This is a genomic window from Phaeobacter sp. JH20_34 (assembly GCF_048056095.1).
Taxonomy (GTDB): Bacteria; Pseudomonadota; Alphaproteobacteria; order Rhodobacterales; family Rhodobacteraceae; genus Phaeobacter; species Phaeobacter bryozoorum.
This window is the reverse complement of the sequence record NZ_JAYMWT010000029.1, coordinates 1-14226: the sequence shown is the minus strand read 5'-3', so window position 1 is coordinate 14226 and position 14226 is coordinate 1. Positions and strand designations below refer to the sequence as shown.

The window sequence follows — 14226 nt, the reverse complement described above, 5'->3', positions numbered from 1 at the left end:
TGATGAATTTCTCAAAAATCTATTATTTTCAGATGCTTACGAAAACTTCTCCATCGAGGATACCACATTTCCCTGGCAGGATCGGGCCATTTTCCCAGCAGGAACAAAGCTGCAACCGGTTTCAGCTCCGAGTCGCTGTCGTCTGCGCTCATGTCCGGGCGAGTCGAGAGGGCTATTCGCTGCGATGTTTCGACTCGCCATACGCACGGGCAGGAGCTTTCTGCGATCGAGATACGCCTCGCACCGCGACTCAGGCGGGCCTCAACCGCTGGACCGCCGGCAGGCGGAGTGCCAGCAGGAGAAGGATCAGCCCCATGTAGATGAGCGGTTCCAGCTGAAAGCCTTTCACCAGCATCACATAGTGCAGGGCTCCGAACAGAGCGGCCGGGTAGGTCAACCGGTGAAGGCTACGCCATTTACCTCTCAAACGCCGGACCGAAGCGTTATTGGAGGTCAGAGCGAGCGGCAGCATCAGAACAAAGGCCGCCATGCCGATGGTGATATATGGGCGCTTAACAATATCGGCAAGAATCTGACCGAGCAGCTGCACATCCAACAGAAGCCAGACCAGCAGGTGACAGCTGACATAGAAGAAACACAGAAGACCGATGGCCCGGCGAAACCGCATCAGGTTCAGCCCGAGCAGCCGACGCAGCGGTGTCACAGCGAGGGTGACGACGAGCAGCTGAAGCGCCAGTTTGCCGTATTCATGCTCAAGCGCCTTGATCGGCTCAGGGCCAAGCGCGCCGGAGAGCCCCTGATAGAACAGCAGGCCTGCGGGCAGTACACCCAGCAGATAGATCAGCCAGATGGGCACGACCCGAATTGTATCGTTGATGCGCTGCATTCAGAAGTTCTTTGCCAGATCCATACCCTCGTAGAGCGCGGCCACCTCTTTTTCATAGCCGTTGAACATCAGGGTCGGCTCGCGGCGAGCAAAGAGCCCCCCGCCAATGCGGCGCTCGGTGGCCTGACTCCAGCGGGGATGGTCCACATTGGGGTTCACATTGCTATAGAAGCCGTACTCCCCCGCATTTGCCATGTTCCAGCTGGTCTGCGGCTCTTGATCGGTGAGAGTCATACGGACAATCGATTTGATCGACTTGAACCCGTATTTCCACGGCACCACCAGTCGCAGCGGGGCCCCGTTCTGATTGGGTAGCGATTTGCCAAAGATGCCAGTGGCCATGATCGTCAACGGGTGCTGCGCCTCATCAAGGCGCAGGCCCTCCCGGTAGGGCCAGTCCAGCACCTTATAGGCTGTGCCGGGCATTTCCGACGGCCGGTAGAGGGTTTCGAAGGCGACATATTTCGCGCCCTCCTGCACCCCGGCCAGATTGAGCAGATCCGCCAGTTCAAACCCCTGCCAGGGCACCACCATCGACCAGGCCTCGACACAGCGGAAGCGATAGATCCGGTCCTCAAGCGTCATAGCCTCCATGATCTGCTTCATGGAGTAGCTGCCCGGGCGCTCGACCAGGCCATCGATTTCGACGCTCCAGGGCTGGGTGGTCATCTGACCGGCATAGGCAGCCGGATCCCCCTTGCCGGTGCCGAACTCATAGAAGTTGCAATAGCTGGTCACGTCTTCCCAGCTGTTGGGTTCCAGCTCCGCCTCCGTTGCGGCCTGTGCGGTGCCGCCAGCCAAACCCGCCAGACCAAGCCCCGCAGCGCCGCCCAGACCGGCCATGATCTGGCGTCGGTTCAGAAAAGCCGAATAAGGCGTGACGTCGCCGTCACTCAGATCGTTCTTCCAGCGGTGGGCCATGCGGCGTCTCCTTAGTATGGGTATCTGCAGGATCTAAGCCAGCGGGCGGCACAGTCCAAAACATATCCTCTCACGTCTCCGCGATGGCACTGTAACCTGGCATAAGCTCATTCATCGGCCGACTGCGCCCATCTTCCTGCATGATCCTGACATGTCGACGACGCAGCTGACGCGGTTCGGTCACGCCAACGGAATGCGCGATGGTTTCCACCTCATGGATGATCTCCTTGGCATAGCGCGCGACGCGGGTGGATTTTTCCTCGACCACCAACCCCTTTTGCAGGCGCTTGTCATGGGTCGTGATACCTGTCGGACAGCTGTTGCGGTTACACTTCAGCGCCTGAATACACCCCAGAGAGAACATGAAGCCCCGCGCCGAGGTCACAAAATCGGCGCCTGCCGCCAGCGCCCAGGCAACATCGCCCGGATTGACGAGCTTGCCAGAGGCGATGAGGCGAATGCGGTCCTTCAGCCCGTATTCATCGCGCAGATTGCACGCCAGCGGCAGTGCCTCCCGGACAGACATCCCAACCAGATCAATCAACGGCATAGGCGCGGCTCCGGTTCCGCCCTCGCCACCGTCCACGGTGATGAAATCCGGCGCGCTGTCGTCCCTGCGGGCGGCAATATTCAGAAACAACTCGCGCAGGGCCGTCTCAGCACCGACCACCAGCTTTATCCCCACCGGCTTGCCTGTGACCTCCCGAAGATGCGCGATCATATCCAGCAGCTGATCGTAATTGGCAATCTCCGGATGCCGGTTGGGGGAGATGCTGTCCTCGCCTTCCGGGATGCCGCGTATCTCGGCAATCTGCCGGGTGACCTTGGCCGCGGGAAGGATCCCACCCTTGCCGGGTTTTGCTCCCTGCGCCAGCTTCAGCTCAAACATCCGCACCGCATCATGGGCGGCAACCTTGCGCAATTGTTCGTCGCTCAGCCCGCCGTTCTCATCGCGCACGCCGTATTTGGCAGTACCAATCTGGAACACCACATCGCAGCCCCCCTCCAGGTGATAGGGGCTCAGACCACCCTCGCCTGTGTTCATCCAGACACCGGCCTCTTTTGCCCCATGGCTGAGGGCACGGACGGCCGGCGCAGAGAGCGCCCCATAACTCATGCCGGAGATATTGAAGAACGAGGGTGCCATATAGGGCTGACGGGCGGTTGGCCCGATCAGGCGCGGCTCGCAACAGGCCTTGCCCTCATCCAAGGCCGGAAATGCCGCATTCACGAAGATTGGCGTCCCCGGCACGTTCAGATTGCGGGTCGAGCCGAAGGCAACGGTATTCCCCTTTCCTTCTGCGGCACGTCCCACCCATTCGCGCTGCGCGCGGTTGAAGGGCATCTCCTCGCGGTCCATGGCAAAGAAATACTGGCGGAAAAACTCTCCCAAGGTGCTGAACAGGCCGCGAAACCTACCGATCACCGGATAATTGCGGCGCACCGCGTCCTCGGTCTGCACCCGATCAACCACGAACAGCCCCGCAGCCACCAATGCCAGTGCCCCCAACGCAAAGACAAAGGCATATGCGAGGAATTCTATGGCATTTGCCGCGAAACCCATGCAAAAACTCCTATATGATAATGGAACGCGCTGCCCATCGGCCCGTTCGCCCTAGACCAAATTGGTGTATTCCACCGGGCGGGCAAGTCACCTTTGATCACATTGGGAGAGGACCATGACAAAATCCACCGCAATAACCGCTGCATTTCGCACGGGACGCCGCTTCGCCAGCCTTCTGTGGCTGGGTTACGGGGCATTCATCGCGTTATCCCTCCCTGTCACGGCCGAGCCGACAATAACGGCGGATATGGTCAGCTATCAGACCGATCTCGCCTTCGATGATGTCACCTTTGGGCTGGAAAGCGCGATCACCAATCGTGGGTTTGTGGTCGATCATATCAGCCATGTGGGAGAGATGCTGGAGCGGACGCGCGAGGATGTCGGCTCTGACGTCGTTCTGTTCCAAAAGGCCGAGGTCTATTCTTTCTGCTCCGCCAGCCTGTCGCGCAAGGTGATGGAAGCCAATCCGATGAATATCACCTTCTGCCCCTACGATATCTTCGTCGCACAGCAGCCCGGCAGCGAGATCACGACAATCGGCTTTCGCGCTTTCCCTGATGGCGACATGCAGCTGATCCAGTCGTTGCTGAATGACATCGTCCTGGAGGCAATCGAGGAGTAAGACCCATCGTTTGAGTTTTTCCGCTGCCTCCTGGCGCCGACTTTGATAGTCTGATCACCACGGAAATTGACAGCGGACAGATCCTGCATGAAGTCCATCCTTGTTTCGCTTCTGCTGCTCGCGGGCACGATGATCGCTGCCTGCGCACCGGGCACGGACACCCAATCGGATGAGGTCGGCCAGCTTCGCCACGCGATTGAAGCACTTGGCCCGCAAGTCGATCCGGAAGAAGCGGCCAGAGCCGCGCTGATTGCCTATCGCCACGCTACCGCGCTTGCGCAGGAGTATCAGGTGACAACCTCACCGATCCTGCACAACACCCTCGTCAATACCGGCGTCAAACAACGCGGCCTTTGTTATCATTACGCCGAGGACATGCAGGCCCGGCTGCAAAGCGAAGGGTTTCAAAGCCTTACGGTTCTACGGGCCATCGCAGAGCCAAGAAACAGCTTTCGGATTGAACACAGCAGCGCAGTGATCGCCCCGAAGGGAGCGGATATCTACGGCGGCATCGTGCTGGACCCATGGCGCTATGGTGGCAGGTTGTATTGGTCCGCAACGGCCAAGGATCCCCGGTATGACTGGGAACCCCGCCTGACCGTCCTGCGGCGCAGAGGGGCCACGGCCGTGATGGCCAGAAATTGAACAGCCGCGCATAGCAATGAGCAGACATTTATAAGAGAGGCCCGCCGGATCGGCGGGCCTTCCTTCTTCGTGTCAGCTTAGTGCACCACCGCATCATCGGGGCGCGGCCGATCGGTGGAGCCGATGCGATCGCCGATGATCAGACCTTCGACACCGGCACTTACAGGCACCGTGTCGCCATCGCGGATATCTCCGGCCAGAAGCATCTCCGCCAATGGGTTCTGCAAGACCCGCTGGATCACCCGTTTCAACGGGCGGGCGCCGAACACCGGATCATATCCTTCATCCGCCAGCCACGTCTTTGCACCCTCATCCAGCTCAAGCACGATCTTGCGACCCACAAGCCGCTTTTCAAGCCGCGCCAGCTGTAGCGTGACGATGCCATCCATGTCCTTGCGTCCCAGGCGATCAAAAATGATCGTCTCATCCAGACGGTTCAGGAATTCAGGACGGAAATGCGCACGCACCGCGTCCATCACATCCCGCTTGGCATCGGCGGCATCCGCCCCATCCGGTAGCTGGCTGAGCGCCTGCGCACCGAGGTTGGAGGTCAGGATAATCAGAGTCTGTTTGAAATCGACGGTCCGCCCCTGTCCATCGGTCAGCATCCCATCGTCCAGCACCTGCAACAGCACGTTAAAGACATCCGGATGGGCCTTCTCCACCTCGTCAAACAGAACAACCTGATAGGGTTTGCGCCGGACGGCCTCGGTCAGCACGCCCCCCTCATCATAGCCGACATATCCCGGAGGCGCGCCGATCAGGCGGGCTACCGAATGTTTCTCCATGAACTCGGACATATCCACGCGCACCATGGCGCTGTCATCATCGAACAGAAACTCAGCCACCGCCTTTGTCAGCTCGGTCTTGCCGACACCGGTCGGACCAAGGAACAGGAACGACCCCAGCGGGCGGTTCTCGTCATTGAGCCCGGCTCGGGCGCGCCGCACCGCATTGGCCACAGCCGTGACCGCAGTGTCCTGACCAATCACACGACCATGCAGATCCGCCTCCATCCGCAACAGCTTCTCGCGCTCGCCCTCGAGCATCTTGGATGTCGGGATCCCGGTCCAGCGCTCGACCACGCCGGCGATTTGCTCCGGACGAACGGCCTCTTCGACCATCAAACCGTTACGGTCAGAGGCTTCAGCCTCGCTCAGCTGCTTTTCCAGGCCTGGAATAACGCCGTAGGACAGCTCCCCTGCGCGGGCGAGGTTGCCTTCACGTTTGGCTGCATCCAGATCCGCTCGCGCACGGTCCAGCCGCTCCTTCAGCTCACGGGCCGAAGCCAGCTTGTCCCGCTCGGACTGCCACTGTGCGGTCATCTCTGCGGATTTCTCCTGCAGGTCCGACAGCTCTTTCTGCAGGGTATCCAGCCGATCCTTGGAGGCCGCGTCATCCTCGAGTTTCAACGCCTCTTCCTCGATCTGCATCTGCAGAATCTGACGGTCGAGCGCATCCAGCTCTTCTGGCTTGCTGTCGACCTGCATCCGCAGACGCGCCGCAGCCTCATCAACAAGGTCAATCGCCTTGTCCGGCAGGAACCGGTCGGTGATGTAGCGATGCGACAGGGTGGCCGCCGCGACCAGCGCCGCATCCGCGATACGGACACCGTGGTGCAGCTCGTATTTCTCTTTGATGCCCCGCAGGATCGAAATAGTGTCTTCCACAGTGGGTTCCGTCACCATGACAGGCTGGAACCGCCGGGCAAGCGCCGCGTCTTTCTCAACGTATTTGCGGTACTCATCCAGAGTGGTTGCGCCGATACAGTGGAGTTCGCCCCGCGCCAGCGCCGGTTTGATCAGGTTGGCCGCATCCATCGCGCCATCGGATTTACCCGCGCCAACCAGCGTGTGCATTTCATCGATGAACAGAATGATTTCGCCTGCGGCGTCGGTCACTTCGGTCAGCACCGCCTTGAGCCGTTCCTCAAACTCGCCCCGGTATTTGGCCCCGGCAATCAATGCGCCCATATCAAGCGAGAGCAACTGTTTGTCACGCAGGGATTCCGGCACATCGCCATTGACGATGCGCAGCGCCATACCTTCGGCAATCGCAGTTTTACCAACCCCCGGCTCACCAATCAGCACCGGGTTGTTCTTGGTCCGGCGGCTCAGCACCTGCATAGCGCGGCGAATTTCCTCGTCGCGGCCGATGATCGGGTCAATCTTGCCCTCGCGCACAGCTTCGGTCAGATCTCGGGCATATTTCTTGAGCGCGTCATAGCCATCTTCGGCACTGGCACTGTCTGCCTTGCGCCCCTTGCGGATGTCATTCACCGCCTCATTCAGCGCCTGGGCGGTCACGTGACCAGCCGCCAGCGCTTCCTTGGCTTTGGATTTCACCATGCACAGCGCCATCAGCACCCGCTCGACAGGGACAAAGCTGTCGCCAGCCTTCTCGGCAATCTTGGCCGCTTCATCCAGCACCTTGGCGGTCTGGCCGTCCAGATAGATGTCTGCGGAATTGCCCTGCACCTTCGGCAGCTTCGAAACCGCAAGTTCCAGCGCCTGGACCACCTGGGTCGGGTTACCACCGGCGCGGGTGATCAGATTGCTTGCCAGCCCCTGGTCATCATCCATCAGCGCCTTCAACAGGTGCTCCGGCATCAGCCGCTGGTGATCTTCACGTCGGGCAATCGTCTGGGCCGCCTGCACAAAACCACGCGCCCGTTCAGTGAACTTGTTCAAGTCCATCTTGCTCTCCTTATATAAGCGCCCCCTTTTCTGGTGACGCCCGCTCTGCGGCACGTCCCGGTCGGGGCCTCCTGTCCAATGTGGGAGGTCTTATCCTCTCTTCAAGGCTACTATGCGGCAAATATGTCACCAAATCCCTGACCCAGATCAACCGCTTGCTCATTCAGCCACTCCCTCGATCGGTTTGTCGCACCCTGCCACCGCCCCGCCGGGCCCGTTTTTCCCTTTCCCAACCGAGGCGGCGGCACTAAAAGCAGTGCGATCCCAAGACCACCCCTACCGTCACACGGCCTGAACCGCCGCACAAAAGACGAGGAACCTTCATGTCCGCTTCTTCCACCAGCCACTCTTCCCCTGACGCCAAAGCCGACGACCGGCTGATCGTTGCACTGGACGTGCCCAATGCGCTTGCCGGGCTTCAGCTGGCCGACACGCTTGGTGACGCGGTCTCCTTCTATAAAATCGGATTGGGGATGCTGACCGGTGGCGGTCTGGCGCTTGCGAATGAGCTGAAACAGGAGCGCGGCAAACGAATTTTCCTCGATATGAAGCTGTTTGATATCAGCGCCACGGTTGAGGCCGCGGTTCGGGGGCTGGCCCAGTTCGACCTCGACTTTCTCACCGTGCATGGCGACCCCCATGTGGTGCGCGCTGCCAAGGAAGGTGCCGCCGGCACAAGTCTCAAGATCCTTGGTGTCACCATTCTGACCTCGCTGGACCGCTCCGATCTGGATGAAGCCCTGATAAAATCAGGCGACATTCCCGATCTGGTACAAGAGCGCGCGGGGCTAGCTCTCGCGGCCGGGGCCGATGGCGTAATCGCCAGCCCGCAGGAAGCGGCGCTGATCCGCGCCCTGCCAGAAGCCACCGGCAAGTTGATCGTCACCCCCGGCGTCCGCCCTGCCGGTGCGGCGCTTGGAGATCAGAAAAGGGTGGCAACCCCAGCAAGTGCGCTGGAGGCCGGCGCCGATCATATTGTGGTCGGTCGCCCGATCTGGGCAGCAGACGCCCCGCGCAGCGCCGCCGAAGATATTCTGGCCAGTTTGCCACGGTAAACCGGCCCCCGCCTGCGGCGCGTCCCACACGGCATCAGTTACACTTATTCAACACGGGCAACCCGTCGGCACAGATCTGCCCGACGGGTTTTCTGGTCAGATTGACCCGAAGGCGGCGGGCAGACCCACTCGCCACTCAAAGATCTGGCCGAAATAAAACTTTTCATCAGATCCATGCCGGACGGGAATTCTGCCACATTTGCGCCAAGATTACCTAACGTCAACCTACAGTATTACAACAGTATTTTGCGTTTCACCGCAGCAAATTGCGCCCTTTTGTCCTGTGCCCGCAAAAGCACACAATCAAAGGCAGAATTACATAATCCTGCCTTACAGCCTTTGCCCAGCGGTCAAAATGACCGACCCTATACGGGAGACACTCCCCTGACGGCCTTGCTCTTCCTGAGGTTCGTCACCTCCCCCGCTACAGCAGCGGGGGTTCTTTCTTTTCAGCCCCGGATATTCAGCCGCTGACAGGCGATCCGCCAAGGGTGATACCGCACATTTTATCCTATGCCACCAGCTTTGGCAGGGCGTGTCAGGTAGCTTTGCAGATATTCCGCAAAATGCGGCACCGCCAGCTCATGCCCGATGTACCACTCAGGACGCACCAGCGCCCAGCTCTGACCTTCATCGCCCAGCCGAATGTCGTGCTCCCGCGCGGCCGACAGATGCGCGACAAAAAACCAGACGACACCATTGCGCCGCTCATAGCTTTGCCGCCACACCAGATCCACCTCCTGCACGACCAGCCCAACCTCTTCTTCCGTTTCGCGCAGCGCACAGGTTTCCGGTGTTTCCTCGCCTTCGCGCCCGCCGCCTGGGAAATCCCAATGGCCGGGGTAGGGAATATGCGGATAGGCATCACGCTCGATCACCAGCAGCCTATCGCCAATGAAAAGCGCCAGCTTGGCGCCGTTGAATGTCATTGCTGCTCTCACCATGTCAGATGATCTAAAGACAATTGCTGTGGCAGAGGCTACTCTGAGCGCCCCCGCAGCACCATCAGATTCCCCGACCCTTTCGGCCTCAACGCCTCCGCCCCATGTCAGACCAATCGCACATACCGCCCGATCACACGGCTCCGTCTGAGCTGGAGACGCCCAGCCATGCGCCCCGGCGCCTGCAGGTGCTGTGCCGGGAGTGCTTGTCCTATGGTGTCCTCAAACCAAAAAACGGCCAGACACCAAATCCAAAGCGCTGCCCAAGCTGCCAGAGCCCACGGATCAAGGCGCACCCGGAGCTGTTCTCGCTGTCGATTGCACATATGGACTGCGACGCCTTCTACGCCAGCGTTGAGAAACGCGACAATCCCGAGCTTGCCGACAAACCGGTGGTGATCGGGGGCGGGCGGCGTGGTGTCGTCTCTACGGCCTGCTATGTGGCGCGCATTCGCGGTGTGCGATCGGCCATGCCGATGTTTCAGGCGCTCAAGCTTTGCCCGGACGCCGTGGTGATAAAGCCGCGGATGAATGTCTATGTCGAGGTCAGCCGCCAGATCCGAGCGATGATGGATGAGCTGACGCCGGATGTGGAACCCCTGTCGCTGGATGAGGCCTTCATGGATCTGTCTGGCACCCAGCGGCTGCATGGTGCGCCACCTGCGGTGATGCTGGCACGGCTGGTCAAACGCATGAAGGACGAGCTGGGCGTGACAGGATCAATCGGGCTGTCACACAACAAATTCCTGGCAAAGGTCGCCTCCGACCTCGACAAACCGCGCGGATTCTCGGTGATTGGCAAAGAGGAGACAGCCGATTTCCTGAAAGACAAACCGGTGCGCCTGATATGGGGTATCGGCCCAGCCGCTCAGGCGTCGCTCGACAAAGCCGGCATCCGCAGTTTTTCGGATTTGCTGCGCTGGGACCGCACTGATCTGAACGCGCGGTTCGGCTCGATGGGGGAACGGCTCTGGCATCTCGCGCGCGGGCAGGACCGGCGGCGGGTGTCGGCCAATGCGCCGGTGAAATCCATCTCGAACGAAACCACCTTCTACGAGGACACCGCAAGTCTGGAGGTGCTGGACGGTCACCTGTGGCGGCTGGCCGAAAAAGTCTCTGACCGCGCCAAAGCCCGACAGCTTGCAGGGCGGGTGGTGACGCTGAAGCTGAAGCGCGCCAATCACAGCAGCCTCACCCGGCGGCAATCTCTGCGAGATGCGACCCAGATTGCCGACATGATCTACCGAACGGCGCGGGCGCTTCTGGATCAGGTCGGCGACGAAGGCCCCTACCGGCTACTTGGCTGCGGCATCTCCGAGCTGGTGCCCGAAACGCAGGCCGATATCACCGGCGACCTTCTGGATCCACAGGCCGGGCAGCGCGCAAAGGCGGAGCGGGCCACGGATGCAATTCGCGAACGCTTCGGCAAATCGGCCATCCAGAAGGGTCGCGCCCTGCGCTGAACAGCCGCCTGTGTTTATTCCGCAGCCAGCGGCATCGGTTCACAGTTCAGCTGCGACAGCTCGGCAATCACATCGGACAGCACCTTTTGCAGCGCTGCAAAATCAGAGGTTTTCTCAATCCGCGCCTCATCCATATAGAGTGAGCGGTCAATCTCGACCTGCACCGCGTGCTGCGCCCGTGACGGGCGCCCGTAGGTCTGTGTGATATAAGCCCCGGCAAAAGGCGTGTTTCGCGCGACCCGCAAACCTGCGCCAACAAACGCCGCTTCGACCCGGTCCATGATCTCGGCCGAGGCCGCCGCGCCGAAACGATCGCCAAGCACAACATCCGGCAGCCCAGCCCCCCGCCGTCCTGCGGCCGAAATCGCTTCGTGCGGCATCGAATGACAGTCAATCAGCACGGCCAGGCCAAAGCCGATGCGGGCCTGGTCCAGTAGCTGCTGCAAAGCCGCGTGGTAGGGGCGCCAATAGGTGGCAATCCGGTGACTTGCTTCAGCCCGGCTCAGCTTGCCATGATAGATCGCCCGCCCATGGGCCACCACGCGCGGCACCACCCCCAGGCCAGAGGCCACGCGCGGGTTCTGCCCCCGTTTGATGACGCCTTCGATCAGCGCCGGATCCAGCTCTTCGGTTGATCGATTGAGATCGACATAGGCCCGTGGCGCCCGCGCGGTCAGCAGGGGCATCCCGAATCGCGGCGCGGCGGCAAACAGCTCATCCACGAAGGCGTCTTCTGAACTGCGCAGCTGCAAAGGATCGAGAATCGTCTGCGCCAGAAAAGCCGCGCTGTAATCCGATCCGCTATGCGGCGAGGCAAAAACCACCCCAGACCGCAATTCCTGTGGCATTTCCACCAAATATACTGTGTCAGACATGCAGGCTCCGGCGGCTCAAATACAAGAAACAGCATAGACCGGAAATTTCTGCGGTCAAAAGCTCTTGCACCCCTCTCCGACTCATTTTATAGACCCCCTCACCGGCGCGGTCATCCGCGCCCCTTTCAATTTGGGGCCGGCCGAAAGCGTGGGTATTCATGGGCGATTAGCTCAGTGGTAGAGCACTTCGTTGACATCGAAGGGGTCACAAGTTCGAACCTTGTATCGCCCACCATGAATTCATTGCTCTGGTCCTACGATCGGAGCCCCGCAACCCAGGCGCTGGTTCGCGCCGCAGAACAGGAGATAGGCCATGAAGGTCAAGAACTCGCTCCGCTCGCTCAAGAACCGGCACCGTGATTGCCGCGTTGTGCGTCGCAAGGGCCGTGTCTATGTGATCAACAAGACCCAGCGCCGCTTTAAAGCACGCCAGGGCTGATCGCCAGACGCAGCATAGCTGATTTGAGAAAACCGCATCTTCGGATGCGGTTTTTTTGTGTTTTCAGGCCTCTCTTGCCGGTGACCTCAAGAGGGTTGTAACGGCCCATCTCTTTTTCTGATCGTTTTTGTCAGTTTTGCTTTGCATTTTTGGTGAAACTCTTTATCTGAGCAAATCAGTCGGGTTCGACGCCAGTGGCCAAGATCCCCCCGAGTGTTTTGAATAGATGGGAAGTACCATGCTGAAATCGACCACCATTCTTGCAGGCGCTTTGGTCGCCGCCGTCGCAACATCTGCCGCTGCCGAGGGTGAGCTGAACCTCTACTCCTCGCGCCACTACGATACCGACGAACGGCTCTATTCCGACTTCGAAGAGGCCACCGGCATCACGATCAACCGGATCGAAGGCAAGGCTGACGAGTTGATCGCCCGGATGAGCGCCGAGGGCGCGAACTCCCCCGCCGATATCCTGCTGACAGTTGATACATCGCGTCTGGCACGTGCCAAGAACGAAGGCCTCCTTCAGGCCATCGACAGCGACATCCTGGAAGCCCGCGTTCCCGGCTATCTGCAGGATGCGGACAACCAGTGGTTCGGCTTCTCCCAGCGTGCGCGCATCATCTTCTTTGACAAGGCAGATGTCGCCAACCCGCCGAAGACATATCTCGACCTCGCGGATCCCGCCTACAAAGGTCAGATCTGCATCCGCTCTTCGACCAATACCTACAACCAGACTCTGCTGGCCTCCATCGTCACGCATCACGGTGAAGAAGCCGCAACCGACTGGGCAAAAGGCGTCGTTGCCAACATGGCCCGCGCGCCCCAGGGCGGCGACACCGATCAGCTGCGCGGCATCGTCTCCGGCGAGTGCGAAATCGCCGTTGGCAACAGCTACTACTTCGCCCGCTCCATCCGCAAAGACGTGAAAGGTCTGTCCGCCGAACGTGACATGATCGGCTGGGTCTTCCCTGCGCAGGACGCAGAAGGCGCCCACATGAACCTGTCCGGTGGCGGTGTTGCAGTGAACGCACCGAACAAGGAGAACGCGATCAAGTTCCTCGAATACCTCGCCTCCGATCAGGCGCAGCAGTATTTCTCCGCAGGCAATGATGAGTACCCGGCGGTTCCGGGTGTTGCGCTTGCGCCCAGCATTGCGGCGCTCGGCCACTTCAAACCCGATGACGTGCAGCTGTCGGACGTAGCGCAGAACATCCCCACCGCACAGAAGATCTTCAACCAGGTGGGTTGGGAGTAACTGACCCGGTCGCTGCAAGGCCGAGCAGCCACCGCAGCCGAATAACGGGAAAGGCGCAGGAGACTCTCCTGCGCCTTTCTTGTTTTCCAACGCGGCAGTCGTCTGTCTATTCTGCCGGTGAAATCTGGTCACTTGATCCATGCTGACCCTTCGGCGCGAGGCGCGACAGGCCATAGGCGACAACATAGAGACCCAACCCGAACGAGAAATGCGACATCAGGCTCTTCAGCCGCGCAATGTCCGGGTTCGGTTTGTTCGAAGCCATGATTCCGGCCCCCAAGGCAGGCTGCAAGATGAAGAATGGCGCAACCACCGTCACCAGACCAAAAAGAATCGGCGCAACCGGCCCCGGCTTCAGCAGCTGGCGCTGCCCGCCTAGCGCGACAAACAGCGCCGCAAAAATCACGCCCACAACATAATGCGCAGTCCAGCCGATTGCGGCCTCATTCGCCACCGGCGGGACCTTGCCGATGCTTTCATGGGTGAAGATCCCATCCGGCATGTACCCCAGCCAGCGCCCCACCACGGCAAAATTACTTTGCGGCACGCCAAATAGCGCATCGGCGACGACGGCCCACAGATCCATGAAGGCGGTTGCCCCCACCCCCAGCAGAACAATGCGGATTATCAAGTCATTGCGGTTCAACACGGCATCCATCCCTCTTGTGTGATTTTGGCTCCCGCAGGGGACATCCACCCTCGGGTCACAGTGATTTTAGGTGCTGAGGACCGCCGGCCGCCAATTGCATTGTCTGAGGTACCCCCCCAGCAAAGCCGATACGAACGCGAAAACCACCGAATGACCGCTATCCATAGTCCTTTACCTCACGTCGCGCCGTGGGTGGACGGGCTGGAAAAGACCACCTATAGCTTCGGGTCGAATTCACAGATGCAGAGCGAGAA

The 14226-nt window shown here is 60.1% G+C and carries 13 protein-coding genes and 1 tRNA gene; 7 read left to right on the top strand and 7 right to left on the bottom strand.

Annotated features, from left to right (window positions below):
* Positions 1-250: 250 nt before the first annotated feature.
* The 3 genes from msrQ to VWZ81_RS19605 form a co-directional block, all read right to left on the bottom strand.
* A complete protein-coding gene (msrQ, locus tag VWZ81_RS19615; protein WP_340546851.1) occupies positions 251-847 on the bottom strand; it encodes a protein-methionine-sulfoxide reductase heme-binding subunit MsrQ in 597 nt (198 codons plus the stop codon).
* On the bottom strand, positions 848-1768 hold the full coding sequence (gene msrP, locus VWZ81_RS19610; protein WP_416541867.1) for a protein-methionine-sulfoxide reductase catalytic subunit MsrP: 921 nt from the start codon (positions 1766-1768) through the stop codon (positions 848-850).
* Between the two features lie 70 nt (positions 1769-1838).
* Positions 1839-3332, bottom strand: a complete 1494-nt coding sequence (locus VWZ81_RS19605; protein WP_340546853.1) for an FMN-binding glutamate synthase family protein — start codon at positions 3330-3332, stop codon at positions 1839-1841.
* 247 nt (positions 3333-3579) lie between these two features.
* Between VWZ81_RS19605 and VWZ81_RS19600 the strand changes: the two genes are divergently transcribed.
* The gene (locus tag VWZ81_RS19600) at positions 3580-3954 is read left to right on the top strand and encodes a DUF302 domain-containing protein (protein ID WP_416536735.1); all 375 of its coding nucleotides are present in this window, start codon (positions 3580-3582) and stop codon (positions 3952-3954) included.
* A gap of 87 nt (positions 3955-4041) precedes the next feature.
* Positions 4042-4599: a hypothetical protein gene (locus tag VWZ81_RS19595; RefSeq protein ID WP_340546854.1), complete on the top strand. Its 558-nt coding sequence runs from the start codon at positions 4042-4044 to the stop codon at positions 4597-4599.
* Between the two features lie 77 nt (positions 4600-4676).
* On the opposite strand, the gene clpB is transcribed toward VWZ81_RS19595, so the two are convergent.
* A complete protein-coding gene (clpB, locus tag VWZ81_RS19590) occupies positions 4677-7295 on the bottom strand; it encodes an ATP-dependent chaperone ClpB (protein ID WP_416537827.1) in 2619 nt (872 codons plus the stop codon).
* 323 nt (positions 7296-7618) lie between these two features.
* On the opposite strand from clpB, the gene pyrF reads away from it, so the two are divergent.
* A complete protein-coding gene (gene pyrF / locus VWZ81_RS19585) occupies positions 7619-8350 on the top strand; it encodes an orotidine-5'-phosphate decarboxylase (protein WP_416537826.1) in 732 nt (243 codons plus the stop codon).
* Positions 8351-8856: 506 nt separating this feature from the next.
* On the opposite strand, the gene VWZ81_RS19580 is transcribed toward pyrF, so the two are convergent.
* Positions 8857-9279: an NUDIX hydrolase gene (locus VWZ81_RS19580; RefSeq protein WP_416537825.1), complete on the bottom strand. Its 423-nt coding sequence runs from the start codon at positions 9277-9279 to the stop codon at positions 8857-8859.
* 194 nt (positions 9280-9473) lie between these two features.
* Here VWZ81_RS19580 and VWZ81_RS19575 point away from each other — a divergent pair, with 194 nt between their 5' ends.
* Positions 9474-10754 (top strand): DNA polymerase IV, encoded by a 1281-nt coding sequence (locus VWZ81_RS19575; protein ID WP_416537833.1) that lies wholly within the window; start codon positions 9474-9476, stop codon positions 10752-10754.
* A 14-nt stretch (positions 10755-10768) separates the two neighbouring features.
* On the opposite strand, the gene VWZ81_RS19570 is transcribed toward VWZ81_RS19575, so the two are convergent.
* On the bottom strand, positions 10769-11629 hold the full coding sequence (locus tag VWZ81_RS19570) for an N-formylglutamate amidohydrolase (RefSeq protein ID WP_416541866.1): 861 nt from the start codon (positions 11627-11629) through the stop codon (positions 10769-10771).
* Between the two features lie 160 nt (positions 11630-11789).
* Here VWZ81_RS19570 and VWZ81_RS19565 point away from each other — a divergent pair.
* From VWZ81_RS19565 to VWZ81_RS19555, 3 genes are all read left to right on the top strand, one after another.
* Positions 11790-11864, top strand: a tRNA-Val gene (locus VWZ81_RS19565).
* 78 nt (positions 11865-11942) lie between these two features.
* On the top strand, positions 11943-12068 hold the full coding sequence (ykgO, locus tag VWZ81_RS19560; protein WP_008562923.1) for a type B 50S ribosomal protein L36: 126 nt from the start codon (positions 11943-11945) through the stop codon (positions 12066-12068).
* 238 nt (positions 12069-12306) lie between these two features.
* On the top strand, positions 12307-13323 hold the full coding sequence (locus tag VWZ81_RS19555) for a Fe(3+) ABC transporter substrate-binding protein (RefSeq protein WP_340546860.1): 1017 nt from the start codon (positions 12307-12309) through the stop codon (positions 13321-13323).
* Between the two features lie 106 nt (positions 13324-13429).
* On the opposite strand, the gene VWZ81_RS19550 is transcribed toward VWZ81_RS19555, so the two are convergent.
* Entirely contained in the window at positions 13430-13972 is a 543-nt protein-coding gene (locus VWZ81_RS19550; protein ID WP_416536727.1) for a DUF2938 domain-containing protein, read from the bottom strand.
* Positions 13973-14226 lie beyond the last annotated feature (254 nt).